The sequence below is a fragment of the uncultured Piscinibacter sp. genome (genome assembly GCF_937952055.1).
Classification (GTDB): Bacteria; Pseudomonadota; Gammaproteobacteria; order Burkholderiales; family Burkholderiaceae_C; genus Piscinibacter.
Genome location: NZ_CALFYO010000028.1, coordinates 35,869 through 57,531 on the forward strand (window position 1 = coordinate 35,869; position 21,663 = coordinate 57,531).

A 21,663-nucleotide genomic window follows, 5' to 3' on the forward strand; every position below is an offset into this window, starting at 1 on the left:
GCGGTCACCAGCTGGCGTCTTCGAGCGTCGATGCGCCTTCGGACGGCTTGGGCAGGTGACCCTCGACCCGCAGCGGGTTGTCGGCCCGGACCAGCTCGTCCTCGTGGATGCGGATGCGCGTCGTGCGCCGCGGCAGGTAGTGGTTGGCGGGCTGGGTGCCCCATTCCGGCATCAGCGCGTAGCCGCCGTTCTCGCGGATCGCGCGCGATGCCTCGGATTGCGGATCGTGGATGTCGCCGAAGATGCGCGCCGAGGTCGGGCAGGCCTTGACGCACGAGGGCTTGCGGTCCACCTCGGGCAGGCGCGCGTCGTAGATCCGGTCCACGCAGAGAGTGCACTTCTTCATCACCTTCTGGTGCTCGTCGAGCTCCCGCGCACCGTACGGGCAGGCCCAGCTGCAGTACTTGCAGCCGATGCACTTGTCGTAGTCGACCAGCACGATGCCGTCTTCCTCGCGCTTGTACGAGGCGCCGGTCGGGCACACGGGCACGCACGGCGGATCCTCGCAATGCAGGCAGGACTTCGGGAAGTGGACGGTCTCGGTGAGCGGGAACTGCCCGACCTCGAAGGTCTGCACCCGATTGAAGAAGGTGCCGCTCGGATCAGCCCCATAGGGACTCTGGTCGGACATCGGCCCGGCCGCGCCGGCGTTGTTCCATTCCTTGCAGCTGGTCACGCAGGCGTGGCATCCCACGCAGACGTTCAGGTCGATGACCAGGGCGAGTTGGCGGCGGCTCATCGGCTTGCCTTCGCGGGAATGGCCGCGTCGCTCGCGTTCGTCAGCTCCGCGGGACGCGCAGCCATGCCCGGGTAGCGGCGCATCGGCTGGAACTGCGGTTCGCTTTGCGCCGGCTCTTCGGGCGCGGCCTTGACGACCCGCACGCGCACGTCGTACCAGGCAGCCTGGCCCGTGATCGGGTCGGAGTTGGAGATCTTCGCATCGCTGCCGCGCACCGGCAGCTCCTCGGAGATGACGTGGTTGAGCAGGAAGCCCTCGCGCGACTCATTGGCGTCGGGAGACAGGTTCCAGGCGCCGGAGGCCTTGCCGATGGCGTTCCAGGTCCAGACGGTACCGGGCTCGACGGCCTGCGAGTGGCTCGCCTTGCAGCGCACACGGCCCCATTGCGACTCGACCCACACCCAGTCGCCGTCCTCGATGCCCGACGCACGCGCGGTCTGGGCATTGATGTGCAGCACGTTGTAGGTGTGGATCTGGCGCAGCCAGGCGTTCTGCGAATCCCAGGAGTGGTACATCGCCATCGGGCGCTGCGTCACCGCGGCGAGCGGGTAGCGGTGCTTGTCGGTGACGTGCGATTCGAGCGGCTCGTAGAAGAACGGCAGCGGGTCGAAATACGTCTCGACGCGCTTCTTCAGGTGCGCGGGCGGCTTGCGGGTCAGCCCCTTGCCCTGCGCGGCGCTGCGGAAGCGCTGCAGCACCTCCGAATACAGGTGGATCAGGATCGGCTCGGCGTAGCGCGTGATGCGGTTGGCGCGCGACCACTCGAGGTAGCCCTGGTTCCAGTTGCGCATGTACTGGTAGCTGCGCGGCAACTCATAGTGGAAGACGCAGTTGTGCTGCTCGTACATCTCCCACTGGCGCGGGTTCGGCTCGCCCACCAGGCTCTTCTCGCCGCCCTTGCCGCGCCAGCCCGCCAGGAAGCCGATGCCGGAGCCCGGTTCGGTCTCCCAGTTGACGATGAAGTCGGGGTAGTCGCGGAACTTGCGCTGGCCCTGCGGCGTCACGAAGGCGGGCAGCTTCAGCCGCGTGCCGAGCTCGATCAGCACCTCCTGGAAGGGCTTGCAGTCGCCCGACGGCGGCACCACCGGAATGCGCACCGAATCGACCGGGCCGTCGAACTCCGAGATCGGCCGGTCGAGCATGGACATGACGTCGTGCCGCTCGAGGTAGGTGGTGTCGGGCAGGATCAGGTCGGCGAACGCCGTCATCTCCGAATGGAAGGCATCGGACACGGCGATGAACGGGATCTTGTAGCCGCCGTCCTCGCCCCTGTCGTTGAGCATCCTGCGCACCTCGGCCGTGTTCATCGTGGAGTTCCACGACATGTTGGCCATGAAGATGAGCAGCGTGTCGATCGGGTACGGGTCACCGCGCCATGCGTTGGTGATGACGTTGTGCATCAGCCCGTGCACCGACAGCGGGTACTCCCAGGAGAACGCCTTGTCGATGCGCACCGGCGAGCCGTCGTCGGTGACGAACAGGTCGTCGGGGTCGGCGGGCCAGCCCAGCGGCATGCCGTCCAGCGGATGGTCGGGCTTGACGGCGCGCTCGTCGTTGGGCGGGCGCGCGCATGGCGGAATCGGGCGAGGGAAGGGCGCCTTGTGGCGAAATCCTCCCGGCCGGTCGATCGTGCCCAGCAGCGACATCAGGATGCCCAGGGCGCGGATGGTCTGGAACCCGTTGGAATGCGCGGCCAGCCCGCGCATCGCGTGGAACGACACGGGGTTGCCGGTCACGGTGTCGTGCTCGTTGCCCCAGGCATCGGTCCAGGCGATCGGCAGCTCGATGCGCTGGTCGCGCGCCGTCACGCCCATCTCGTGGGCCAGGCGGCGGATCGTGTCGGCGGGGATGCCGGTGATCTGCGCCGCCCACTCGGGCGTGTAGTCCTTGACGCGGTCCTGCAGCAGCTGGAACGCCGGCTTGACCACGGTGCCGTCGGCCAGAGTGAACTCGCCGAGCAGGAACGGGTCGGCCCCGGGCGTGTGCGTCACGACCGGCTTGCCGGTGGTGCGGTCCCACCAGAGCTTGTCCTGCGGGTCGTAGCAGGCCTCTTCGGTGGGCACCTCGGTGCGCACGAACATGCCGAACTCGTCGCTGGCGGCATCGACGTTGACGAGTTGGCCCGCGTTGCTGTAGCGCACCAGGAAGTCGCGGTCGTACAGACCCTTGGCGAGGATCTCGTGGATCACCGCGAGCAGGAAGGCTCCGTCGGTGCCCGGGCGGATCGGCACCCACTCGTCGGCGATCGCGGAGTACCCGGTGCGCACCGGGTTGATCGAGATGAAGCGCCCGCCGTCGCGCTTGAACTTCGACAGCGCGATCTTCATCGGGTTGGAGTGGTGATCCTCGGCGGTGCCGATCATCACGAACAGCTTGGCGCGGTCGAGGTCCGGGCCGCCGAACTCCCAGAACGAGCCGCCGATCGTGTAGATCATGCCGGCGGCCATGTTCACCGAGCAGAAACCGCCGTGTGCCGCGTAGTTGGGCGTACCGAACTGGCGCGCGAACATGCCGGTCAGCGCCTGCATCTGGTCGCGTCCGGTGAACAGGGCGAACTGCTTCGGATCGGTGGATCGGATGCGCGCCAGGCGCTCGGCCAGCGTGGCGAAGGCTTCCTCCCACTCGATCTCCACGAACTCGCCTGCACCGCGCTCGCTGCCCTCGCGCCGCTTCAGCGGCTTGAGCAGACGGGCCGGCGAGTACTGTTTCATGATGCCCGACGAGCCCTTGGCACAGATCACGCCCTGGTTCAGCGGATGATCCGGGTTGCCGTCGATGTAGCGCACCTTGCCGTCACGCAGGTGCACGCGGATGCCGCAGCGGCACGCACACATGTAGCAGGTCGTGTTGCGCGTCTCGTGGGCCGCATCGGCATGCGGATCGGTGAGCGGGTCGTGCAGCGGCGATCGGGGCATGGATGGGTGGCGGATCTGGGTCGTGCGGGAGAGGTGTGCTGACGCCATGCAGAGCAAGGACCGACCCCTGGGGGCGCAAGCTCGTTCGATTGGACAATCGGCCCTTTGGGGCGTCTACTCCCGCGTTGGGGTAGCTCCACCTGCCCGACAGGGGTATGTCCGGGCCCGGCTCGATGGGGCAGTGCCGGCTACGATGCACGGTTGGAGCATGCCGTGGACCAGCAATGACGAGCGCAGACCCCCATCCCCAGGACGAGTCAGCCGCCCCGGAACCGTCAGCGCGGCCTCTGGTCGACGTTGCCGCGCTGCAGGACGCGATCGCGCAGTTCGCGCGCGCGCGTGAATGGGAGTCGTTCCACTCGCCCAAGAACCTCGCCATGGCGCTCACGGGCGAGGTGGGCGAGTTGGTCGAACTGTTCCAGTGGCTCAGCGAGGATGCTTCGCGCGACGTGGCCCGCGACCCGCTGACCGCGCGTCGCGTGCGCGACGAGATCGCCGACGTGCTGGTCTACCTGGTGCGCCTGGCTGCGGTGCTGGAGGTGGATCTCGACGAGGCGGTGCGCAGCAAGCTCGCCACCAACGCGAGCAAGTACCCCGTCCACCTTGCGCGCGGCAACGCGAAGAAGTATTCCGACCGTCAGGCGTGAACCGCCGCAGGCCACCGCTCTGCGCGGCTGGCGGCCTGATCGAAGGGTCGCCAGCCTGGCGGCATCAGCCGGCGGCTAGACCTGGCGCCACGGCAGACCGTGCTTGCGCCAGCCGCCCAGATTGCCGCGGTGGTGTTCGGCGTCAAGCTCGCCTTCGAAGCCTTCGAGCACATTGCTCACGTTCGTGAAGCCGTGCTTCTCCAGTTCGAGCCCGGCGTCCACCGAGCGCTTGCCGCTGCGGCAGATCAGAACGATCGGTCGGTCCTTGCGACCGGCCATGCGCAGCACCTCGTCAGCGAAGTGCTCGTTCACCTCGAAGTCCGGCGCGGTGTTCCACTCGATGTTGATCGCATCGGTGGGATGGCCGACGTAGAAGAACTCGACTTCGGTGCGACAGTCGATCAGGAGCGTGTTCGGGCTCTCCTTGACGATCTCGTACGCCTTGGTGGGATGCAGATGTTCCATGTCGCGCTCCGGCAAAGCGCATTGTCGCGCTTGTCAGCGGTGACGATCGGAATATCGGCTCATATGCATATTCCAGGTGGCCGGCGAGCCCGTCGCGCGCGTCCCGGGTCGTCGATGTCCCCGCACGATGCCTACGGCCGTTTCGGCGTCTTGTATTCGGCTTCCTTCTGGAACGGCTTCCAGATGGTCTCGAAGCCGACGAAACCCTTCTCGTTGGGCGGCATCTGGCGCGTGGTCAGATAACGCGTGACACCGTCTGGAACCTTGGCCGGGGGCGGCTTGTGGTCGCTCATATCGTCACCTTTCTTGCCGTGAATGGAGGACTGCAAGTGCAGTCGACGATGCCTGAGCGGCGTGCGATGCCATGGCGCACCGCCGTTCAGACGGGTTTCAGGAGCGACGGGTCGATCGCGGCGCCTGCATCGATCGCCCCACCCGCCCGCGCTTCTTCGTCCGTGGCGTCGCGCACGGTCCGTATCTCGAGCTTGAACACGACCACCCTGCCGGAGAGCGGATTGTTGCCGTCGACCGTCAGTGTCTCGTCGTCCAGGTGGGTGACGAGAAAGCTGCGCGTCTGACCCCTGTCGTTCTCCATGAGTATGGAGGTGCCGATCTGCCGATACTGCTCGGGGACGTTTTCGATGTGATCGGAAAAGACCAGCGACTCGTCCCTGGGGCCGAAGATCTGATTGCCATCGATCTCCACTTCGATGACGTCGCCGGCGGACCTGCCCTCGAGCTGGCCATGGACCGACGGGGCCAGGATTTCATTGTGTCCGTGCACATAGCCCAACGGGAACTCGACACTGGTGAGGACATGCCCCAGCTTCTTGTCGGTCACCTCGTAGGTCAGCTCGACGAACTTGCCGTCCTGGATGACTTCGCTCATCTCAAGTCTCGACGAAATATTCAGAAGATTGATGCACCGAAGATCCTGACTGTTCCATCCTCGTAGCCGAGGACGAGCCTGCCAAGCCATTCGCCGGGTTTCTTGGTACTGCGCTGCCGGTAAAGAACCGTCACGTGCTCGCCCCTGCGGATGATGCCGAGAGTATCCACTTCTTCGGACAGGTTCCGCGCCAGTTCGCTGTGCGCAAACTGGTGGCCTGCAGCGATCTGATCCAGGTTGCGGGCCAGGGAACTGGAGAAGTTCCTCGCGAATTCTCCATACTTGCCTTCGTTCGAATTCCTGACGAGGCCGAGCCACAGCGGCTCGGCCAGGGCCAGGATCTCCGCGTCGCTCTTTTCGGTGATGTTCACGCTCGCGCCCGCCTGCAGTTCTCTCTACTTCTCGTCCTCGATCAGGTGATAGCAGGGCGCCTTCTCCATGGTGTACTCGCCCGTCTTCGGATCGCGGCGCGAAACCGTCAGCACGTGCCAGTTCACGTCGTCCACCTTCATGGCGTCACCTCGATAGTAGTACCCCGGCCAACGGGTCTCCTTGCGGAACAGCGTGTGCTGCGTGACGCACTCGGCGGCGCGGTGGCGGTGCTTCAGCTCCCACGCACGCAGCAGTTCGTGGATGTCCTTGGCGGCCAGGCTCTCGAGGTCTTCCTCCATGATGGCGAGCTTCTTGAGTCCGATGTTCAGAAGCTTCTCGTTGGTCATGTAGTTGACGGTCACCCCGCCGCAGTACTCGTCCATCAGCTTCTGCAGACGATCCAGGCCCTGCTTGGGGTTGATGTAGTTCGGGTTGACGTCGCCCGCCACGATCTCGTTGCGGTAGATCCTGTAGTGCTCCAGCGGCTTGTAGATCTCCTCCTTGCGGCGCCCGATCTGCTCGTCGCTGACGACGATGCCTTCGCCCTTTCCGTCATCGACGTACTTGCACGCCGCCTTCGCAGCGAGACGGCCTTCGGTGAACGACCCCGACGAGAATGCGTGCGGCGTGCCGCCGACCGCATCACCGGCGCCGAACAGACCCTCGACCGACGTCATGCGGTTGTATCCCCAGAAGTACTCGGGCGGGGAAACGTCCTCGGGGCCGGAGCACCAGGCGCCCGAACCGGTCGCGTGTGAGCCCATGACATAGGGCTCGGAGGTTGTCAGCTCGGGATTCTCGTTCTTGGGATCCACATCGGTAGCGGCCCAAAGCACCGCCTGACCCACGGTCATGCCGAGGAAGTTCTCCCAACCGACCTCTTCCAGATGAGGATCCTGGAACGAGCGCATCGTCACCATGTGAATGGGACCGCGGCCGGCATTGACCTCGCTGATCAGTGCGTGGTTGCGCAGACAGGTCGGGATCGGCCGATGCGTCAGGTGCGAAGCTTCCGGATCGAGATACTCCTTGCCGACCATCTTCTGCAGTTCGGGGAACCACTTGGACTCGTACTCTTCGCCCAGGCCGTTCTGCGTGTAGGTCTTCAGGTGCAGGAAGTAGGCGCCGACCGGGCCATAGCCATCCTTGAAGCGCGCCAGCACGATGCGGTTTTCCATCTGCGTCATCTTGGCGCCGGCATTGATCAGGAGACCGTACGCCGACGCCGACGACCACGGTGCATACCAGGTCCGGCCGGAACCTTCGCCCACCGAGCGCGGCTTGAAGATGTTGGAGGCGCCGCCCGCACTGCAGATCACGGCCTTGGACTTGAAGACATGGAAGTTGCCCGTGCGGACGTTGAAGCCGACGGCACCGGCGACGCGGTTCTCCTTGCTCTCGTCCATCAGCAGGTGGGTGACGCAGATGCGGTTGAAGACCTTGTCCGCCGACTTCTTGGCCGCCTCGGCCACGATGGGCTTGTAGGACTCGCCGTGAATCATGATCTGCCACCGACCTTCGCGCAGGTAGCGCCCGGTCTTCGGGTCCTTCATGATGGGCAGGCCCCACTCCTCGAACTGATGCACCGTGGAGTCGACGTGGCGGGCCATGTCGAACAGCAGATCCTCACGCACCATGCCCATCAGGTCGATGCGCGCGTAGCGGACATGGTCTTCCGGGTTGTTCTCGCCCCAGCGCGTGCCCATGTAGCAGTTGATCGCGTAAAGACCCTGGGCGACCGCGCCTGAGCGGTCGATGTTGGCCTTCTCGGCAATGACGATCTTCTTGTTCTGTCCCCAGAATCTCGCCTCCCAGGCGGCACCGGTGCCGCCAAGACCTGCACCGACGACCAGAATGTCGATGCCGTCTTCGACGATCGTTTCGTAGGCCATTAGTAGTAGACCCCCATCTTCATCTTGAGACCAGCGGACTCGAGCGTGCGCAGACCGCCGTCATCCAGGCGGATGTACTTGGGCTCGTTGTAGAGCAGTTCGCTGTCGCGCATTTCCTTGCTCGGGCCCGGAACATCCGCGAGCTTGGGGATCGCCTGCCCCCACGGCTTGGTGGTGATGGGTGACAGGAAGTTCTTTTCCGTACCGTTGCGGAACTTGATCCTCCAGGCGATCGTGCCCTTCTGTTCGTCGCGGACGACTCGAACGCTGTGGCCCAGCGGAGCGAAGTCGGCATAGCCACGCACGTCGATCGCATGCTGCGGGCAGGCCTTCACGCAGGAGAAGCACTCCCAGCACATGTTCGGCTCGATGTTGTAGGCGCGCCGATAGGTCTTGTCGATGTGCATGATGTCCGAGGGGCAGATGTCGACACAGTGGCCGCATCCGTCGCACCTCGTCATGTAGACGAAGGTAGGCATAGGCTGACTCCTTGTTGTATTCCGCGAGGACCTGCGGACTTTCTCTCAATAGTGACGCGGCGCTTCGCGCTTGATGCCCAGCCCCATGTCCATCGGGGCATCGCGCAGCAGCTCCATCGAATGTCTTTCACGCTGCGCAGGATCGTCGCGAGTCTGCAGCGGCAGGTTGGCGTAGACGCCGCTGGCCTTGGAGACACGCTTCTCGAACGCCGCCGCGGGCTTGAAGAACATGTGCGCGAACTTGGACCAGTACACCCCGCCGAACAGCACGATGGTGGCGAGGATGTACAGGCCGAACACGACTCCGGCGGCCGCGCTGCCCGACCCCTGCAGCCCCGCCCAGAGAAGGCCGAGCGTCACGCTGGCGAGCAGCGAGAGGATGAAGAGGTCAGCGCGCATCAGGCGCAAGGGCGAACTGCCCTCGGCTGCGACGTCCACGCGGATAAAGAACCAGAACCAGTAGCCGCCGGCGAGAACCATCAGCCCGCCCAGCCACCACAGCTGCACCACCGGCGTCGGCGTCGGCGTGGCGGTCGTCGGATAGCCGAACACCATGATCGCGGTGGTCACCAGATACAGGATGAACCCGTACATGGTCAGGAGGTGGGCGACGCGGCGCCGCGGGTTGCAGAACTCGCCCGAGGCGAGCACGTCCACCACGACGGTCTTGACCGCGATCGACGCGACGTCGACTGGCGCGCCCTTGCCCCGAGACTTGCGCCAGTTGGCGAAGAAGTAGGTCGCACTGCCCTTGTGGACCATGTCGAGCACCGTGCCCAACAGCACCGCCAGCGCCATCAGGACCACGAAGACCTGCATCGCGCTGGCCGGCAGTGAGTCGGCCACCGCCGCAAAGGGGTTGGTCGTGAACATCGTGCATGTCTCCTGTCGATCTTCTAGGTGGCCCGGCCTGCTGGAGCGGTTGCGCGGCGGGCCGCCGGTCGCGCAACTTCGTGATCGTTCTACGCGAGCGCAGCGTCCTTTCGTGGTGCGCCCAGTTCGTGCACCTCGAACCGCAGGGCCGCCAGGTCGCCCAGCACCCAGGTCTGCGGCGCGGCCAGTCCGGCCACCGTGCCCGGATTGACCAGCCAGCTCGAACCGCCACGGACCGCATCGACCTGCCGCACCTCGGCCCGATGCGAGTGGCCACAGCACACCAGATCCCACTCGCCGGTGCACGCCATCGCGTAGCCGTAATCGTCGTAGTGCACGACGAATACACGGCGGCCGCCGAGCTCGATGCGCGCATCCGCGCCGTGATACTGCAACTGCCCGCCGCTGCTGCGCGACAGCCGGTGCAGCGCCTGCGCGTCGCCGAGGTTGTTGCCGTGGATCAAGTGCACCGGCAGCCCGGCTGCCAGTGCGGGCTTGAGCGACTGCGCGCCGATCAGGTCGCCGCAGTGGATCACCGCCTCGGCGCCGCGCTCCCTGGCCGCCTGCACGGCCTGAGCCAGCGCGTCGGCACGGTCGTGGCTGTCGGAGACGATGCAGACCTTCATGCGGTCACCGCGGCGCCGTGCCGGACTGGCTGGCATAGTAGGTACGCAGCACGTCGAGCACTTCCGGCCGGCTGAACTCGGGGGGCACGTCGTGACCCTCGGACAGCCACTTGCGCAACTGGGTGCCGCTGACCTGCAGCCGGTCGGCGTCGCCGTGCGGGCAGGTGCGGCCGCTGGCCATGCCGCCACAGCGGTAGCACCAGAACGAGACGTCGATCTTGAGCGCCTGTGTCTCGAGCGCGTCCTTGGGGATCTCGTCGAAGATGCGATGGGCATCGAACGGCCCGTAGTAGCTGCCCACGCCGGCGTGATCGCGGCCGACGATCAGATGCGAGCAGCCGTAGTTCTGGCGGAACAGCGCGTGCAGCAGCGCCTCGCGCGGGCCGGCGTAGCGCATGTCCAGCGGGTAACCGGCCTGCACGACGGTGCTGGGCACGAAATAGTTCTTTGCCAGCGCGCCGATGGCACGCGTGCGCACCTCGGCGGGAATGTCGCCGGGCTTGAGCGCGCCCAGCAGCGAGTGCACCAGCACGCCGTCACAGACCTCGATGGCCACCTTGGCCAGGTACTCGTGCGAGCGGTGCATCGGGTTGCGCGTCTGGAACGCTGCGATGCGCGTCCAGCCGTAGGAAGTGAACAGCTGGCGCGTCTGTTCCGGCGTCATGTACAGGTCGCCGTACTTCTCGGGGAAGCCGCCCTGCGAGAGCACCTTGATCGGGCCTGCGAGATTCACCTCGCCTTGCTCCATGACCATCTTCACGCCCGGGTGGGCGGGATCGGTGGTGCGGAAGACGGCGGCACACTCGTGTGCCCTGTTGATCGAATACTTCTCGGTGACGAGCATGGTCGCCAGCGCCGCCCCGCTGTCCGGGTCGATGAGCGCGATCTCCTGACCGGTCCTGAACGAAGCCGCGGTGTCGGTGTCGGTCGACAGGGTGATCGGGATCGGCCAGAACAGACCGCTGGTCAGGCGCATGCCGTCGCATACCCCTTGCCAGTCGGCGTGCGTCATGAATCCGGAGAGCGGCGTGAAGCCGCCGATGCCCAGCATCAGGATGTCGCCGCGCTCGCGCGAACTCACGCGCACCTTCGGCAGTCCGGGAATCCGCTTGAGTTCCTGCTCCAGCGCTGCGCCCTGGAGCAGCAGCGGTCGCAACTCGGTACCGCCGTGGGGACGAACCAGCATGCTCATCTGTCCTCCGGATGCAACGCGCGTGAGCCCGCCGACACAGGGCCCGTCGCGGCCTCGGAGGGCCGATCCTGGTGCGGGGCCGGAGCCATTGCACCATCCCGACGTGCGCCGCAGGCAGCGTGGCGGGAGCGGAGACAGGCAATCGCGTACATGATGGGTCGGCCGATCGTAGACATCCCCTTTCAAAAGAAAAAGCGGACAATACTGATCACTGTGACCGGAAAAACCGATCAATCCAGTGTCCTGCCGCCCAACAGCCGGCTGCGCCTGGGGCTGCGCCAGCTCGAGGTCTTCGTGGCCACCGCGCGCGCCGGGTCCACGCGCGCCGCAGCGGACCACGTGGCGCGCTCGCAGTCGGCCGCCAGCGCGTCGCTCGTCGAGTTGGAGGGCTGCCTCGGGGTACCGTTGTTCGACCGCGTGGGACGGCGCCTGGTGCTCAACGAGAACGGCCGCGCGCTGCTGCCCAAGGCGAGCCTGCTGCTCGATCTCGCCACCGAAGTGGAACATCTGTTCTCGGGGGCGCACGCCGCGCCGCTGCGCGTGGCCGCGAGCATGACCATCGGCGAGTACCTGCTGCCGGGGCTGCTGGCGCACTGGAAGATGAACCATCCGGCCAGTCCGGTGCACATGATGATCGGCAACACGACCGAGGTGATTTCGGCGGTCGCAGGGTCCGACGTCGACGTGGGTTTCATCGAGGGGCCGCAGACCCACCCGCAGTTGATCGTGCGGCCATGGCTGACCGACGAGCTGGTCATCTTCGCGGCGCCCGGTCACGCGCTGGCCGCCGGCACGGTCAGCGCACGACAGCTGCGCGAGGCCAGCTGGGCTTTTCGCGAGCCCGGCTCGGGGACGCGCCAGGCGGTCGATCGCTGGCTTCTCGAGCGCGTCGGTCCGCTGAAAGTGGAGTTCGAGCTCAGCAGCGCCGAGGCCATCAAGCACCTCGTGGCGGCAGGCGCGGCGCTCGGCTGCCTGTCGCGCGAGGCGGTGGCTCGCGAGCTGGCCCAAGGGACGCTCGTGCAACTGGACACACGCTTGCCACGCGCACAGCGACGCCTGGCCATCGTGCTGCGCCGCGACAAGCATCTCTGCCAGGGCACGGACGAGTTCGTGCGCCACTGCGCTGCGTTCGCCACGTCCGGGCGCCTGACTGCGATTCGGGCCGCACCCGGTGGCAGAGCGGCGGCGCCCGGGAAATGACCCTGCGTGCGATCAGGTGATGTCGCGGCCGGCCTTGCCGACTCCTTCGGCAGGGCTTGACGCAACGCAAGGCAGGTCGCGGGTCCGGAGAATGCCGAATGGCCGAGACTGAAGAATTCCGTTCGAATACGTCATCATTCGCCTGTCATGTCCGCCGTACCGACTAGCCTCGAAGCTACGCCCATCCGTTCGCCGCAGCCCGGCTCCGAGTTGCTGGCGGAGATCGCGGCCGGCCTGGCCGGAGGCGAGGATCTGCGCGCGTTGCTCGACCGCCTGCTCTCCCCGATCGTCGCGCTGGCCGGGGCGCAGGCCGGCGCGGTGCGGTTGCTCTCCGACAGCGGGATGCAGTTGGTCAGCGACATCGGGTTGCCGCGCGCGGTGCACCGCATCGAAGAGAGCGTCGACCGGCATTGCGGCGTCTGCGGCGCGGCGGCGGACGCGCGGCACATGGTTGCGACCTCCGACCTGCGGCTGTGCTCGGCGCGCGGCGGCGGCGACTACTTCGGCCACGAGTGCCGGCGCGTGCTGGCCGTTCCGCTGCAGCGGCGCGGGCGTGTGCTGGGTGTCTACAACCTGTTCTTCGCCGGCAACGACGAACCGTCGCCACAGGTCATGGCGCTGCTCAAGTCCGTCGGCGAGCTGCTCGGGCTGGCCCTGGACAATGCCCGCCTCGAATCCGAGAACCTGCGTGCCACGGTGATGCAGGAGCGCCAGGCGATGGCCGCGGAGATCCACGACTCGATCGCGCAGACACTGACCTTCGTGAAGATGCGACTGCCGCTGCTGCAGGACGCGGTGGTCGAGCACGACGGACCGAACGCGCTGAAGTACCTCGGTGACGTGCGCCGGGCGGTGGGCGAGGCGCATGCCAGCCTGCGCGAGATCGTCACCCAGTTCCGCACGCGCATCGACCCGCGCGGACTCGGCCATGCGCTGGACGCGCTGGTGGCGCGCTTCCGCGAGCGCAATGCGATCGAACTGAGCTTTGTCAATCGCGGCATGCCGCTGAACCTGTCCACTGAAGTCGAGACCGACGTCTTCCACATCGTGCAAGAGTCCTTGGCGAACATCGAGCGTCACTCGCACGCGCGACACGCCTGGCTGACCATCGAGGGTGGTCCGCTGGGCTTCGAGTTGCGCGTCGAGGACGACGGCATCGGGCCGAGGCCCGGCGACGAACAGTGCGACGAGGGCTCGCATTTCGGCATCGGCATCATGAGCGAACGGGCCCATCGACTGGGCGGCGAGTTCAGCGTCGGGGCGCGCCCCGGTGGCGGTACGCGGGTGCGCCTGGCCTGCCATGCGCCGGCCGGACCGGTCGGGGCGACGTCATGAGCGATCGGCCGCTGAAGGTCGTGCTGGTCGACGACCACTCGCTGTGCCGAAACGGCCTGACCGACCTGCTGCAGCACCGCGGCGGCATGCAGGTCGCGGCGGCCACCGGCGACCCCACGCAAGTGACCGGCCTGCTGCTCGAGCACCAGCCCGACCTGGTCGTGCTCGACCTGCGCATGCCCACCACCGATGGACTGAGCCTGTTGCGCCACATCCGCAGCGAGGGCGTGCAGACGCCGGCGGTGATCCTCACCATGAGCGACTCGCAGGACGACCTCGCTGCCGCGCTGCGCGCCGGCGTGAAGGGCTACCTGCTCAAGGACATGGAGCCCGAGGACGTGATCGCTGCCATCGGCCGCGCCGCGCGTGGCGAGCTCGCCGTGGCGCCGGCGTTGACCCTCAAGCTGGCGCAGATGCTGCAGTCCGGGGGCAGCGAACCGGAGCGGCGCGACCTGCTGTCGTCGCTGACCGAACGCGAACGCGAGATCCTCCAGCATCTGGCGCGTGGCGAGAGCAACAAGACCATCGCCCGTGCGCTGGACATCAGCCACGACACGGTGAAGCTGCACGTGCGGCACATCCTCACCAAGCTCAACCTCAACTCGCGCGTCGAGGCGGCCGTGTTCGCGGTCGAGCAGCGCGCCGCGATGCCCGGCGGCGCGAGCCTGGTCGAATCGGCTAGGCGAACGCCGCGCTGAGTTCAGCGGCCGGCGCTCGCGCGACGGCGGGCTCGGCGGCGGGCTGCGTCTCGTACCAGTCGAGCATCTCGCGCAGCTTTACCACCTCGCCGACGATGGTCAGGCAGGGCGATTCGAGGCCGGCGTCGGCGACGCGTCGGGCCAGATCGGCCAGCGTGCCGGTGACCACGCGCTGCGCGGCGGTCGTGCCCTGCTGTACCACCGCGGCCGGCATCGTCGGCGGCAGGCCGTGCGCGATCAGCTTCTCGCAGATCTGCGCCAGCGCCGTCAGCCCCATGTAGATCACCACCGTCTGCCGCGGACGCGCCAGGCCGGCCCAGTCGAGTTCGGCACTGCCGTCCTTGAGGTGGCCGGTGACGAAGGTGCAGCTCTGCGCGTGATCGCGGTGCGTCAGCGGGATGCCGGCATAGGCGGAAACGCCGCAGGCCGCGGTGATGCCTGGCACCACCTCGAAGTCCACGCCGGCGGCGACCAGTTCCTGCATCTCCTCGCCGCCGCGGCCGAACACGAAGGGGTCGCCCCCCTTCAGGCGCACGACCTGGCGACCCTGCTGCGCCAGCTTCACCAGCAGCGCGTTGATCTCGTGCTGCTTGAGCGTGTGGTGGTTGCGCTGCTTGCCGGCGTAGATGCGCTGCGCGTCGGGGCCGATCAGGTCCAGCACCGGCGGCGACACCAGGTGGTCGATCACCACCACGTCGGCGCCGGCGAGCAGCCGCGCGGCCTTCACCGTCAGCAGCTCGGGGTCGCCGGGGCCGGCGCCCACCAGGTAGACTTTGCCGGCGCGGGACGCGCGCTCGTCTCGCAGCAGCGAGCGGGGAATGTCGACGCAGGCGTTCATCGCTTCGGTCTCCTCGGATCTGGATTCAGCAGGTGGCGCAGCCGCCGCCGCCGCAGCTGCCGCAGCCGTTGCCGCCCTGCGCTGCGGCCTGCGGCACGAAAATGAAGCTGAACTGGCCCGGTTCCATCTCGACGAAATCGAGCTCGGTGTCCAGCAGCAACGGCTGCGAGCTGGAGGCGATCAGCACGGTCACGCCCTCGGTCTGCAGCGAAGGCTGTTCGCCTTCCTGAGGCTCGTCGAAGCCCATGCCGTAGGTGATCGAGCCGTCGGCCTCGCGGCGCGCGGCCACGCGCAAGGCCAGCTCCTCCATGCCGCCTTCGACGGCAGCCTGGCGGATGCGTGCGGCGGCATTGCGGGTCAGCGTGAACATCGTGTCGGGTCCTTCAGTGTTCGCCCTTGGTGCGCAGCAGGCCGGCGAGGCGATTGCCCTGCTTCTGCGGCCCGCCGCGCGGGAACATCTCGTGCAGGTGATGGTTGCTGCCGCGCTCCGCGCCCCAGCGGTCGCTGAAGTGGCGGATCATCACGCGCACTTGCGGCTGTACGCCATGCTCGTTCCAGTAGGCGCGCAGGAAGCGGATCAGCTCCCAGTGCGCCTCGGTCAGCTCGAGGCCCTCTCGCTGGGCCAGCGCGCGGGCGAAATCCTCCGACCAATCCGACAGGCGAAGCAGATAGCCCTCGGAATCGATCTCGATCAGCTTCTCGCCGACACGGATGGCGTCTCTCAGCGTCTCGACCATGCAGCTTCTCCGGTCGGCAGGGGCCGCGGCAGCGGCCGGTGGGCGGCGTCGCGCACGCGGCGCACGTAGGCCATGAAGCGGCTTGGCCAGTCGTTGCCGGCGGTGTGGCGCAGGTGGGCGTAGGAGGCCAGCACGTGGTGCACCAGCACGCCATCGTTCGCACCGTCGATGCCATGGCCGCGCTGCACGCGGTAGGCGAAGCGCACCGACGGGTCGAGGTTCTCCAGGCTGGAGTGGTGGAATTCGTGGCCGAGGCGCACCGACGGCGGCGACGCGGCGTCCCGCCACGGGAAATCCGCGGTCTCCTCGACGCGCACGTAGCCTCGACCCACCGGCCGCTCGTGCATCACCACGTCGCCGGGAATGGCGCCGACCATCTGCGCGCTGCGGCCGTTCCAGTTCAGCGTGCGCGCCAGGTACATCAGGCCGCCGCACTCGGCGTAGACCGGCAGGCCTTCGGTGATCGCGCGGTGCAGCGACGTGCGCAGCGAGACGTTGGCTTCCAGCTCGGCCATGAACAGCTCGGGGAAGCCGCCGCCGATGAACAGGCCGTCCAGCGCCGGTGGCAGCTGCCGGTCGGCCAGCGTGTCCAGGGGCACCAGCTCGGCACCTTCGGCCACCAGGGCGTCGAGGTCGTCGGGGTAGTAGAAGCCGAAGGCCTTGTCACGCGCGATGCCGACGCGCAGCGGGGCGCCGGCGCGGCGCGCCGGCGCGGTCGGCGCGGGCAGGGCCGGCTCCGCACACGTGCGCGATGCCGCCAGCGCCAGCACGCGGTCGAGGTCCACGCGTTCGGCGATCAGCTCGCCCATCGCGCGCACGCGCTGCGGTGCATCGCCCAGCTCGCGGTCGGGCATCAGGCCGAGGTGGCGCTCCACCAGTTCCAGCCGCGCATCCTGCGGCACCGCGCCGAGCACCGGCACGTCGGTGTAGTGCTCGATCACCGCGCGCAGCTTGGCCTCGTGGCGCGCGCCGCCGACGCGGTTGAGGATCACGCCGCCGATGCGGATGTCGCGGTCGAAGGCCTGGTAACCGAGGATCAGCGGCGCGATGCCGCGCGTCATGCCGCGCGCGTCCAGCACCAGCAGCACCGGCAGGCCGAGCTGGCGCGCCAGCGCCGCGTTGCTGTTGCTGCCGTCCAGGGCGAGGCCGTCGTAGAGACCCTTGTTGCCCTCGACGAGGCCGATGCCGGCGCCGTCCATGCGCTGCGCGAAGGTGCCCTCGATCTCGGACGCCGCCATGAGGTGCGGGTCGAGATTCAGGCAGGGCCGTCCGGCGGCCAGCGAGAGCCACATCGGATCGATGTAGTCCGGCCCCTTCTTGAACGGCTGCACGACGTGGCCGCGCGCCGCCAGCGCCGCGGCCAGGCCCAGCGTCACCGTCGTCTTTCCCGACGACTTGTGCGCCGCGGAGACGAGCAGGGCTGCCAGACTCATGGCTTGAGCTCGTCCTGCGGCAGCACGTCGAGCGCGCGCACGCCGATCAGCGTCAGCACGAAGGCCGCGCCGAGCCCGCCGAGTCCGAGCAGCCATTCCGGCCAGCGCGGCATGTACAGCTCCACCGAACCGTCCGCGAACGAACTCGACACCTCGTGGCCGGGAAAGATCTCCAGCGGGAAGGATTGACCGCCGACGATGAAGACGAACAGCAGCGCGAAGGCTCCGGCCACCACCATCGCGCTGGCCAGCAGCATGGCGTTGGGCCCGACGCCGCGCGGGTGGAACAGCAGGGCCATCGGCAGCAATGCGCCGAGCAGCACGTAGCCGCCCCAGAACAGCGCAGGGAAGACGCCGAGCGCATCGCCGCGACCGAGCAGGACGAAGGCCTCGAAGTCGCCCTGCCGGGCGAAGTAGAGGTTGGTGCCGTGGTAGACGGCGACGAGGTACAGCGCCGCCGCGACGAACACGCCGAGCAGCCGCGCCATGCGCGCGCGCACCGCCTCGGGCAGGGTCTGGCCGTTCCAGGCGTACATGGTCGACTGCACGATGAGGAACACCGCCAGCCCCCAGGCGAACGAGAGCACGATGAACAGCGGTGCCAGCACCGCCGACTGGTAGGCCTGGCGGGCGACGAGGAATCCGAAGATCGAGCCGGTGCCGGTGGTCAGCGCGAAGCGCCAGACCAGCGCGGCGATGCCCGCCGCCTTCGAGTAGCGGTTCATGCGCCGCTCGAACATCGTCCAGAGGTAGAGGGCGACGATGGCCGCCATGCCCGAGTAGAGGAACACGTTCCAGGCGAACACCGACGTGAAGTTGTAGTGCGTCGCAGCGACGATGACGCGGTCGGGCCGGCCGAGGTCGAGCATCAGCACCATCAGGCCACCGGCCAGCAGGGCCAGCGAGAGCAGGCCCGACAGCGGCGCGCGCGGCTTGTAGGCGCTCTGTCCGAACACCGAACCGATCGAGGCGACGTTGAGCACGCCCGAGGCGGCGACGATCATGAAGATCGCGAACACGTGCGGCAGGCCCCACACCACCTGGTTGGTCATGCCGGTGATGGCGTGGCCGTGCACCTCCATCGTGTGTGCGGCCGCGAGGCCGGCGAGCGTGATGGCGCCGCCGACGGCCAGCAGCGCCCAGAAGGCGCGCGGTTCGATGCGTTGGAATTCCTGGCGGTCCATGCTCACAGTCCTGCGTAGCGCACGCCCGGATCGAGCTTCAGGTCGGCGCGAAGCTGGCGCGTCGCGATGTCGCGGATGCGCCGGGAGATCGCGCTGTCGGGGTCGTTCAGGTCACCGAACAGCATCGCCTCGTGGCCGGCCTTGGCACAGGCCTCGACGCAGGCGGGCGTGCCGCCGCGATCGACGCGGTGCACGCACAGCGTGCAGCCCTCCACGCAGCCCTTGCCGCGCGGCACGTCGGGCTTCTGGTTCGTCAGCGGCTCGTGCACGAAGCTGCGCGCCTTGTAGGGGCAGGCCATCACGCAGTAGCGGCAGCCGATGCAGCTGTGGCGGTCGACCAGCACGATGCCGTCGGCGCGCTTGAACGAGGCGCCGGTCGGGCAGACGTCGACGCAGGGCGGCTCGGCGCAGTGTTGGCACATCACCGGCAGCGAGGCCTGCCGGCCGGTCTTGATCTCCTTGATCTCGACCTTGCGGATCCACTGTGCCGAGGTGGGCGAGGGCGTCGGGTCGAGGCCGTTCTCGGTGTTGCAGGCGCTGACGCAGTCGGTGCAGCCGCTGGCGCACTTCGTCGTGTCGATCAGCAGGCCCCAGCGCACCTTCGACGTCACTGCCGGCGTGGCCGCGTGGGCGATCTCGATCAGGTGGATGCCCGGGGCGAGCAGCACGCCGCCGGCGCCGGCCGCGGCCAGGCCGAGGAACTTGCGGCGCCCGGCGAGCGCTTCGGTCGAACCCTTGGTCATGGCTTGACGGCCTTCGCGCTGGCCGTGCGCTGCGCGGGCTTGCTGGCGTGGCACTCGAAACAGTCGATCTGTACCGCCGCATAGGAGTGGCAACTGCTGCAGAAGTCGGTCTTCGCCTGCGCCACGCTGCCGGTGGCCGCGCTGGCGTGGCAGTCGACGCATCCCTGCAGGCTGTCGCGCGCCTGGCGCACGCCGCGGTGCACCGTGACGTCGCGCTGGTGCTTGAGCATCGCGGGGTGGTCGCGCCGCATCACCTCGGGCGCGGCCACGCATTGCGTGCCGGCCTTGGCCGGCTCGATTGCCGGCTTCGGCGTGCGGCCGGCCGGTTCACCGGCGACCGCGGCGCCGGCGGCGATCACCAGCACGACGGCGAGCGCCAGCGCCAGCGGATGGCGCTGCACCTGGCACAGCACGCTGCAATGCACAGTGCTACTCCCCCAGCCCCATCTGGATGTAGCCGGTCGGGCAGACGTCCTTGCAGATGTGGCAGCCGATGCACTTGTCGTAGTCGGTATCGACGTAGCGGCCGGTCGTCGACTTCGACTTCGGCACCTTGAACACCGCCGTCTGCGGGCAGTAGACGACGCAGTTGTCGCACTCGAAGCACAGGCCGCAGCTCATGCAGCGCTTGGCCTCGGCCTGCGCCTCGGCCTCGGTGAGCGGCAGCACGCGCTCCTCGAAGTTGTTCAGCGCCTGCTCGGCGGTGAGCGTGACGATCTTGCGGCGGTGCCGCTCGGTGTACTGGAAGTGGCCGAGGAACAGTTCCTCGTGCGGGATCACGTAACGGTCGGAGCGATTGTCGAAGTTGTGGATCGCGACGTTGGTGCTGTCGGTGCCGCGGATCGGCTCGTGCACCTCGCTGACCGTCAGGCCCTTCTCGATCAGCTTGCGCTGGATGTCCCAGGTGTGCACGTCGATCTTCGGCCGCTTGTCCAGCGGCTCGCCGGCGAGGAAGCGGTCGATACCGTCGGCGGCGATCGCGCCGTGGCCGATCGCGGTGGTCAGCAGGTGCGGGCGCACGACGTCGCCGCCGACGAACATGCCGGCCTGGCCCTGCACCTGGTAGTTCTTGTCGGCGGCGATGCCGCCCTTGCCGTTGTTCAGCGACTCCATGCCGGTGAAGTCGACCGCCTGGCCGATCGCCGAGACGATCAGGTCGGCCTCGATGTCTTCCTCGCTGCCTTCGATGTTCTTGATCTCCAGCCGGCCGCCGGCGATCTTCGCCTCGCAGCGGATCACGCGCAGCGCGGTGGCGCGGCCGCTGGCATCGCGAATGACCTTCACCGGCGCGTAGCCGCCGCGGATGGCGATACCCTCGGCCAGCGCGTGCTCCACCTCGTGGCGGCTGGCCTGCATCTTGTCGACCGCGAAGATCGAGGTCAGCGTCACGTCGGCGCCCTGGCGCGCCGACACCGCGGCGACGTCGTGCGCCACCACGCCGGCGATGGCGTGCTCCGGGCGGTCGCTCTCGCGCATCTGCTCGATGTGGCCGAGGCGGCGCGCCACCGTGGCGACGTCGATCGAGGTGTCACCGCCGCCGACCACGACGACACGCTTGCCGACATGGCGCATGCGGCCGTCGTTGAAGGCCTTCAGGAAGGCGGTGGCGGTGACGACGTTGGGCGCGTCCGAGCCTTCCACCGGCAGCGGCCGGCCGGCCTGCGCGCCGAGGCCGAGGAACACCGCGTCGAAGTCGGCGCGGATCTGCTCCATCGTGATGTCGGTGCCGATGCGCGTGCTCATGCGCGCCGTGACGCCGAGGTCGAGGATGCGCTGGATCTCGGCGTCGAGCACGGTGCGCGGCGTGCGGAAGCCGGGGATGCCGTAGCGCATCATGCCGCCGAGTTCGGCGCGCTCGTCGAAGATGGTGACCGAGTGGCCCTTGAGCGCCAGCTGGTAGGCGGTCGACAGGCCGGCCGGGCCGCCGCCGATCACCGCCACCTTCTTGCCGGTGAGCTTCTCGGGCTTGCGGAAGGCCAGCTTGTTGGCAATCGCGTACTCGCCGAGGAAGTGCTCGACCGAATTGATGCCGACGAAGTCTTCCACCTCGTTGCGGTTGCAGCCCGATTCGCAGGGCGCCGGGCAGACGCGGCCCATCACCGAAGGCAGCGGGTTCGCCTCGGTCAGGCGCCGCCAGGCGTACTCCTGCCAGGGCATGCCGGCGGGCGGCTTCTCGATGCCGCGCACGATGTTGAGGTAGCTGCGGATGTCCTCGCCCGAGGGGCACGAACCCTGGCAGGGCGGCGTGCTCTGGATGTAGGTCGGGCACTTGTGCGAGTGGTCGGCGTCGAAGATCTCGTCCTGCCAACGCTTGGGCTTGTAGTCGCCGTCCTTGTAGCGGCGGAAGGTGAGCGGCTGGGCCTTCACCGAATCAGCTGGGGCGGACATGCTTGTCTCCTCGAAATC

23 protein-coding genes are annotated in these 21,663 nt (G+C 67.8%); 4 read left to right on the forward strand and 19 right to left on the reverse strand.

Going from position 1 to position 21,663, the window contains the following annotated elements; genetic code table 11:
• Positions 1 to 4: 4 nt before the first annotated feature.
• Positions 5 to 739: a 4Fe-4S dicluster domain-containing protein gene (locus Q0599_RS21505; protein ID WP_298834256.1), complete on the reverse strand. Its 735-nt coding sequence runs from the start codon at positions 737 to 739 to the stop codon at positions 5 to 7.
• A complete protein-coding gene (locus Q0599_RS21510) occupies positions 736 to 3,639 on the reverse strand; it encodes a molybdopterin oxidoreductase family protein (RefSeq protein WP_367180983.1) in 2,904 nt (967 codons plus the stop codon). Before Q0599_RS21510 ends, Q0599_RS21505 begins: the two co-directional genes overlap by 4 nt.
• 239 nt (positions 3,640 to 3,878) lie before the next feature.
• Here Q0599_RS21510 and Q0599_RS21515 point away from each other — a divergent pair, with 239 nt between their 5' ends.
• Positions 3,879 to 4,301, forward strand: a complete 423-nt coding sequence (locus Q0599_RS21515; RefSeq protein ID WP_298834260.1) for a nucleotide pyrophosphohydrolase — start codon at positions 3,879 to 3,881, stop codon at positions 4,299 to 4,301.
• A gap of 75 nt (positions 4,302 to 4,376) precedes the next feature.
• On the opposite strand, the gene Q0599_RS21520 is transcribed toward Q0599_RS21515, so the two are convergent.
• The 9 genes from Q0599_RS21520 to sat form a co-directional block, all read right to left on the reverse strand.
• Positions 4,377 to 4,766 carry a rhodanese-like domain-containing protein gene (locus tag Q0599_RS21520; protein ID WP_298834262.1) on the reverse strand — a complete coding sequence of 130 codons (390 nt, stop codon included), beginning with the start codon at positions 4,764 to 4,766 and terminating at the stop codon, positions 4,377 to 4,379.
• 131 nt (positions 4,767 to 4,897) lie between these two features.
• On the reverse strand, positions 4,898 to 5,059 hold the full coding sequence (locus Q0599_RS21525; RefSeq protein ID WP_298834266.1) for a hypothetical protein: 162 nt from the start codon (positions 5,057 to 5,059) through the stop codon (positions 4,898 to 4,900).
• An 86-nt stretch (positions 5,060 to 5,145) separates the two neighbouring features.
• Positions 5,146 to 5,655, reverse strand: coding sequence for a hypothetical protein (locus Q0599_RS21530; protein ID WP_298834269.1), 510 nt, complete (start codon positions 5,653 to 5,655; stop codon positions 5,146 to 5,148).
• Between the two features lie 20 nt (positions 5,656 to 5,675).
• Entirely contained in the window at positions 5,676 to 6,026 is a 351-nt protein-coding gene (locus tag Q0599_RS21535) for a hypothetical protein (protein WP_298834272.1), read from the reverse strand.
• Between the two features lie 24 nt (positions 6,027 to 6,050).
• Entirely contained in the window at positions 6,051 to 7,919 is a 1,869-nt protein-coding gene (gene aprA / locus Q0599_RS21540; RefSeq protein ID WP_298834275.1) for an adenylyl-sulfate reductase subunit alpha, read from the reverse strand.
• Positions 7,919 to 8,398 carry an adenylyl-sulfate reductase subunit beta gene (gene aprB / locus Q0599_RS21545; protein ID WP_298834277.1) on the reverse strand — a complete coding sequence of 160 codons (480 nt, stop codon included), beginning with the start codon at positions 8,396 to 8,398 and terminating at the stop codon, positions 7,919 to 7,921. Before aprB ends, aprA begins: the two co-directional genes overlap by 1 nt.
• A gap of 45 nt (positions 8,399 to 8,443) precedes the next feature.
• Positions 8,444 to 9,271, reverse strand: a complete 828-nt coding sequence (locus tag Q0599_RS21550; RefSeq protein ID WP_298834280.1) for a hypothetical protein — start codon at positions 9,269 to 9,271, stop codon at positions 8,444 to 8,446.
• An 89-nt stretch (positions 9,272 to 9,360) separates the two neighbouring features.
• Positions 9,361 to 9,897 (reverse strand): metallophosphoesterase family protein, encoded by a 537-nt coding sequence (locus Q0599_RS21555; RefSeq protein WP_298834283.1) that lies wholly within the window; start codon positions 9,895 to 9,897, stop codon positions 9,361 to 9,363.
• Between the two features lie 4 nt (positions 9,898 to 9,901).
• Positions 9,902 to 11,083 carry a sulfate adenylyltransferase gene (sat, locus tag Q0599_RS21560; protein ID WP_298834285.1) on the reverse strand — a complete coding sequence of 394 codons (1,182 nt, stop codon included), beginning with the start codon at positions 11,081 to 11,083 and terminating at the stop codon, positions 9,902 to 9,904.
• 159 nt (positions 11,084 to 11,242) lie between these two features.
• On the opposite strand from sat, the gene Q0599_RS21565 reads away from it, so the two are divergent.
• The 3 genes from Q0599_RS21565 (at position 11,243) to Q0599_RS21575 (ending at position 14,322) form a co-directional block, all read left to right on the forward strand.
• On the forward strand, positions 11,243 to 12,289 hold the full coding sequence (locus Q0599_RS21565) for a LysR family transcriptional regulator (RefSeq protein ID WP_298834388.1): 1,047 nt from the start codon (positions 11,243 to 11,245) through the stop codon (positions 12,287 to 12,289).
• Between the two features lie 147 nt (positions 12,290 to 12,436).
• Positions 12,437 to 13,624, forward strand: coding sequence for a GAF domain-containing protein (locus Q0599_RS21570; protein ID WP_298834288.1), 1,188 nt, complete (start codon positions 12,437 to 12,439; stop codon positions 13,622 to 13,624).
• Positions 13,621 to 14,322 (forward strand): response regulator, encoded by a 702-nt coding sequence (locus Q0599_RS21575; RefSeq protein WP_298834290.1) that lies wholly within the window; start codon positions 13,621 to 13,623, stop codon positions 14,320 to 14,322. The genes Q0599_RS21570 and Q0599_RS21575 overlap by 4 nt, the downstream gene beginning before the upstream one ends.
• Here Q0599_RS21575 and cobA read toward each other — a convergent pair.
• Genes cobA through Q0599_RS21615 form a run of 8 tightly spaced genes read right to left on the reverse strand, consistent with a single transcriptional unit; the run spans position 14,303 to position 21,645 of the window.
• A complete protein-coding gene (gene cobA / locus Q0599_RS21580) occupies positions 14,303 to 15,160 on the reverse strand; it encodes a uroporphyrinogen-III C-methyltransferase (protein WP_298834294.1) in 858 nt (285 codons plus the stop codon). The two genes, Q0599_RS21575 and cobA, sit on opposite strands and share 20 nt — an antisense overlap.
• Before the next feature lie 25 nt (positions 15,161 to 15,185).
• On the reverse strand, positions 15,186 to 15,530 hold the full coding sequence (locus Q0599_RS21585) for a hypothetical protein (RefSeq protein ID WP_298834297.1): 345 nt from the start codon (positions 15,528 to 15,530) through the stop codon (positions 15,186 to 15,188).
• Positions 15,531 to 15,543: 13 nt separating this feature from the next.
• Positions 15,544 to 15,897, reverse strand: a complete 354-nt coding sequence (locus Q0599_RS21590; RefSeq protein ID WP_298834299.1) for a TusE/DsrC/DsvC family sulfur relay protein — start codon at positions 15,895 to 15,897, stop codon at positions 15,544 to 15,546.
• The gene (locus tag Q0599_RS21595) at positions 15,882 to 17,330 is read right to left on the reverse strand and encodes a cobyrinate a,c-diamide synthase (protein ID WP_298834302.1); all 1,449 of its coding nucleotides are present in this window, start codon (positions 17,328 to 17,330) and stop codon (positions 15,882 to 15,884) included. The genes Q0599_RS21590 and Q0599_RS21595 overlap by 16 nt, the downstream gene beginning before the upstream one ends.
• Complete coding sequence (gene nrfD / locus Q0599_RS21600) at positions 17,327 to 18,514, reverse strand: NrfD/PsrC family molybdoenzyme membrane anchor subunit (protein WP_298834305.1); 1,188 nt, start codon at positions 18,512 to 18,514, stop codon at positions 17,327 to 17,329. Before nrfD ends, Q0599_RS21595 begins: the two co-directional genes overlap by 4 nt.
• 2 nt (positions 18,515 to 18,516) lie before the next feature.
• Positions 18,517 to 19,257, reverse strand: coding sequence for a sulfate reduction electron transfer complex DsrMKJOP subunit DsrO (gene dsrO / locus Q0599_RS21605; protein WP_298834308.1), 741 nt, complete (start codon positions 19,255 to 19,257; stop codon positions 18,517 to 18,519).
• A complete protein-coding gene (locus tag Q0599_RS21610; RefSeq protein WP_298834311.1) occupies positions 19,254 to 19,670 on the reverse strand; it encodes a hypothetical protein in 417 nt (138 codons plus the stop codon). The genes dsrO and Q0599_RS21610 overlap by 4 nt, the downstream gene beginning before the upstream one ends.
• Before the next feature lie 16 nt (positions 19,671 to 19,686).
• A complete protein-coding gene (locus Q0599_RS21615; RefSeq protein ID WP_298834315.1) occupies positions 19,687 to 21,645 on the reverse strand; it encodes an NAD(P)-binding protein in 1,959 nt (652 codons plus the stop codon).
• Positions 21,646 to 21,663: the final 18 nt, after the last annotated feature.

Bases quoted from the DNA above. Each gene is read 5' to 3' on its own strand.
- Q0599_RS21595 (WP_298834302.1), bottom strand. From the start codon at position 17,330: ATGAGTCTGGCAGCCCTGCTCGTCTCCGCGGCGCACAAGTCGTCGGGA.
- aprA (WP_298834275.1), bottom strand. From the start codon at position 7,919: ATGGCCTACGAAACGATCGTCGAAGACGGCATCGACATTCTGGTCGTC.
- sat (WP_298834285.1), bottom strand. From the start codon at position 11,083: ATGCTGGTTCGTCCCCACGGCGGTACCGAGTTGCGACCGCTGCTGCTC.
- dsrO (WP_298834308.1), bottom strand. From the start codon at position 19,257: ATGACCAAGGGTTCGACCGAAGCGCTCGCCGGGCGCCGCAAGTTCCTC.
- Q0599_RS21550 (WP_298834280.1), bottom strand. From the start codon at position 9,271: ATGTTCACGACCAACCCCTTTGCGGCGGTGGCCGACTCACTGCCGGCC.
- Q0599_RS21565 (WP_298834388.1), top strand. From the start codon at position 11,243: ATGGGTCGGCCGATCGTAGACATCCCCTTTCAAAAGAAAAAGCGGACA.
- Q0599_RS21530 (WP_298834269.1), bottom strand. From the start codon at position 5,655: ATGAGCGAAGTCATCCAGGACGGCAAGTTCGTCGAGCTGACCTACGAG.
- Q0599_RS21555 (WP_298834283.1), bottom strand. From the start codon at position 9,897: ATGAAGGTCTGCATCGTCTCCGACAGCCACGACCGTGCCGACGCGCTG.
- Q0599_RS21505 (WP_298834256.1), bottom strand. From the start codon at position 739: ATGAGCCGCCGCCAACTCGCCCTGGTCATCGACCTGAACGTCTGCGTG.
- Q0599_RS21520 (WP_298834262.1), bottom strand. From the start codon at position 4,766: ATGGAACATCTGCATCCCACCAAGGCGTACGAGATCGTCAAGGAGAGC.
- Q0599_RS21570 (WP_298834288.1), top strand. From the start codon at position 12,437: ATGTCCGCCGTACCGACTAGCCTCGAAGCTACGCCCATCCGTTCGCCG.
- cobA (WP_298834294.1), bottom strand. From the start codon at position 15,160: ATGAACGCCTGCGTCGACATTCCCCGCTCGCTGCTGCGAGACGAGCGC.
- Q0599_RS21615 (WP_298834315.1), bottom strand. From the start codon at position 21,645: ATGTCCGCCCCAGCTGATTCGGTGAAGGCCCAGCCGCTCACCTTCCGC.
- Q0599_RS21525 (WP_298834266.1), bottom strand. From the start codon at position 5,059: ATGAGCGACCACAAGCCGCCCCCGGCCAAGGTTCCAGACGGTGTCACG.
- aprB (WP_298834277.1), bottom strand. From the start codon at position 8,398: ATGCCTACCTTCGTCTACATGACGAGGTGCGACGGATGCGGCCACTGT.
- Q0599_RS21585 (WP_298834297.1), bottom strand. From the start codon at position 15,530: ATGTTCACGCTGACCCGCAATGCCGCCGCACGCATCCGCCAGGCTGCC.
- Q0599_RS21590 (WP_298834299.1), bottom strand. From the start codon at position 15,897: ATGGTCGAGACGCTGAGAGACGCCATCCGTGTCGGCGAGAAGCTGATC.
- Q0599_RS21515 (WP_298834260.1), top strand. From the start codon at position 3,879: ATGACGAGCGCAGACCCCCATCCCCAGGACGAGTCAGCCGCCCCGGAA.
- Q0599_RS21575 (WP_298834290.1), top strand. From the start codon at position 13,621: ATGAGCGATCGGCCGCTGAAGGTCGTGCTGGTCGACGACCACTCGCTG.
- nrfD (WP_298834305.1), bottom strand. From the start codon at position 18,514: ATGGACCGCCAGGAATTCCAACGCATCGAACCGCGCGCCTTCTGGGCG.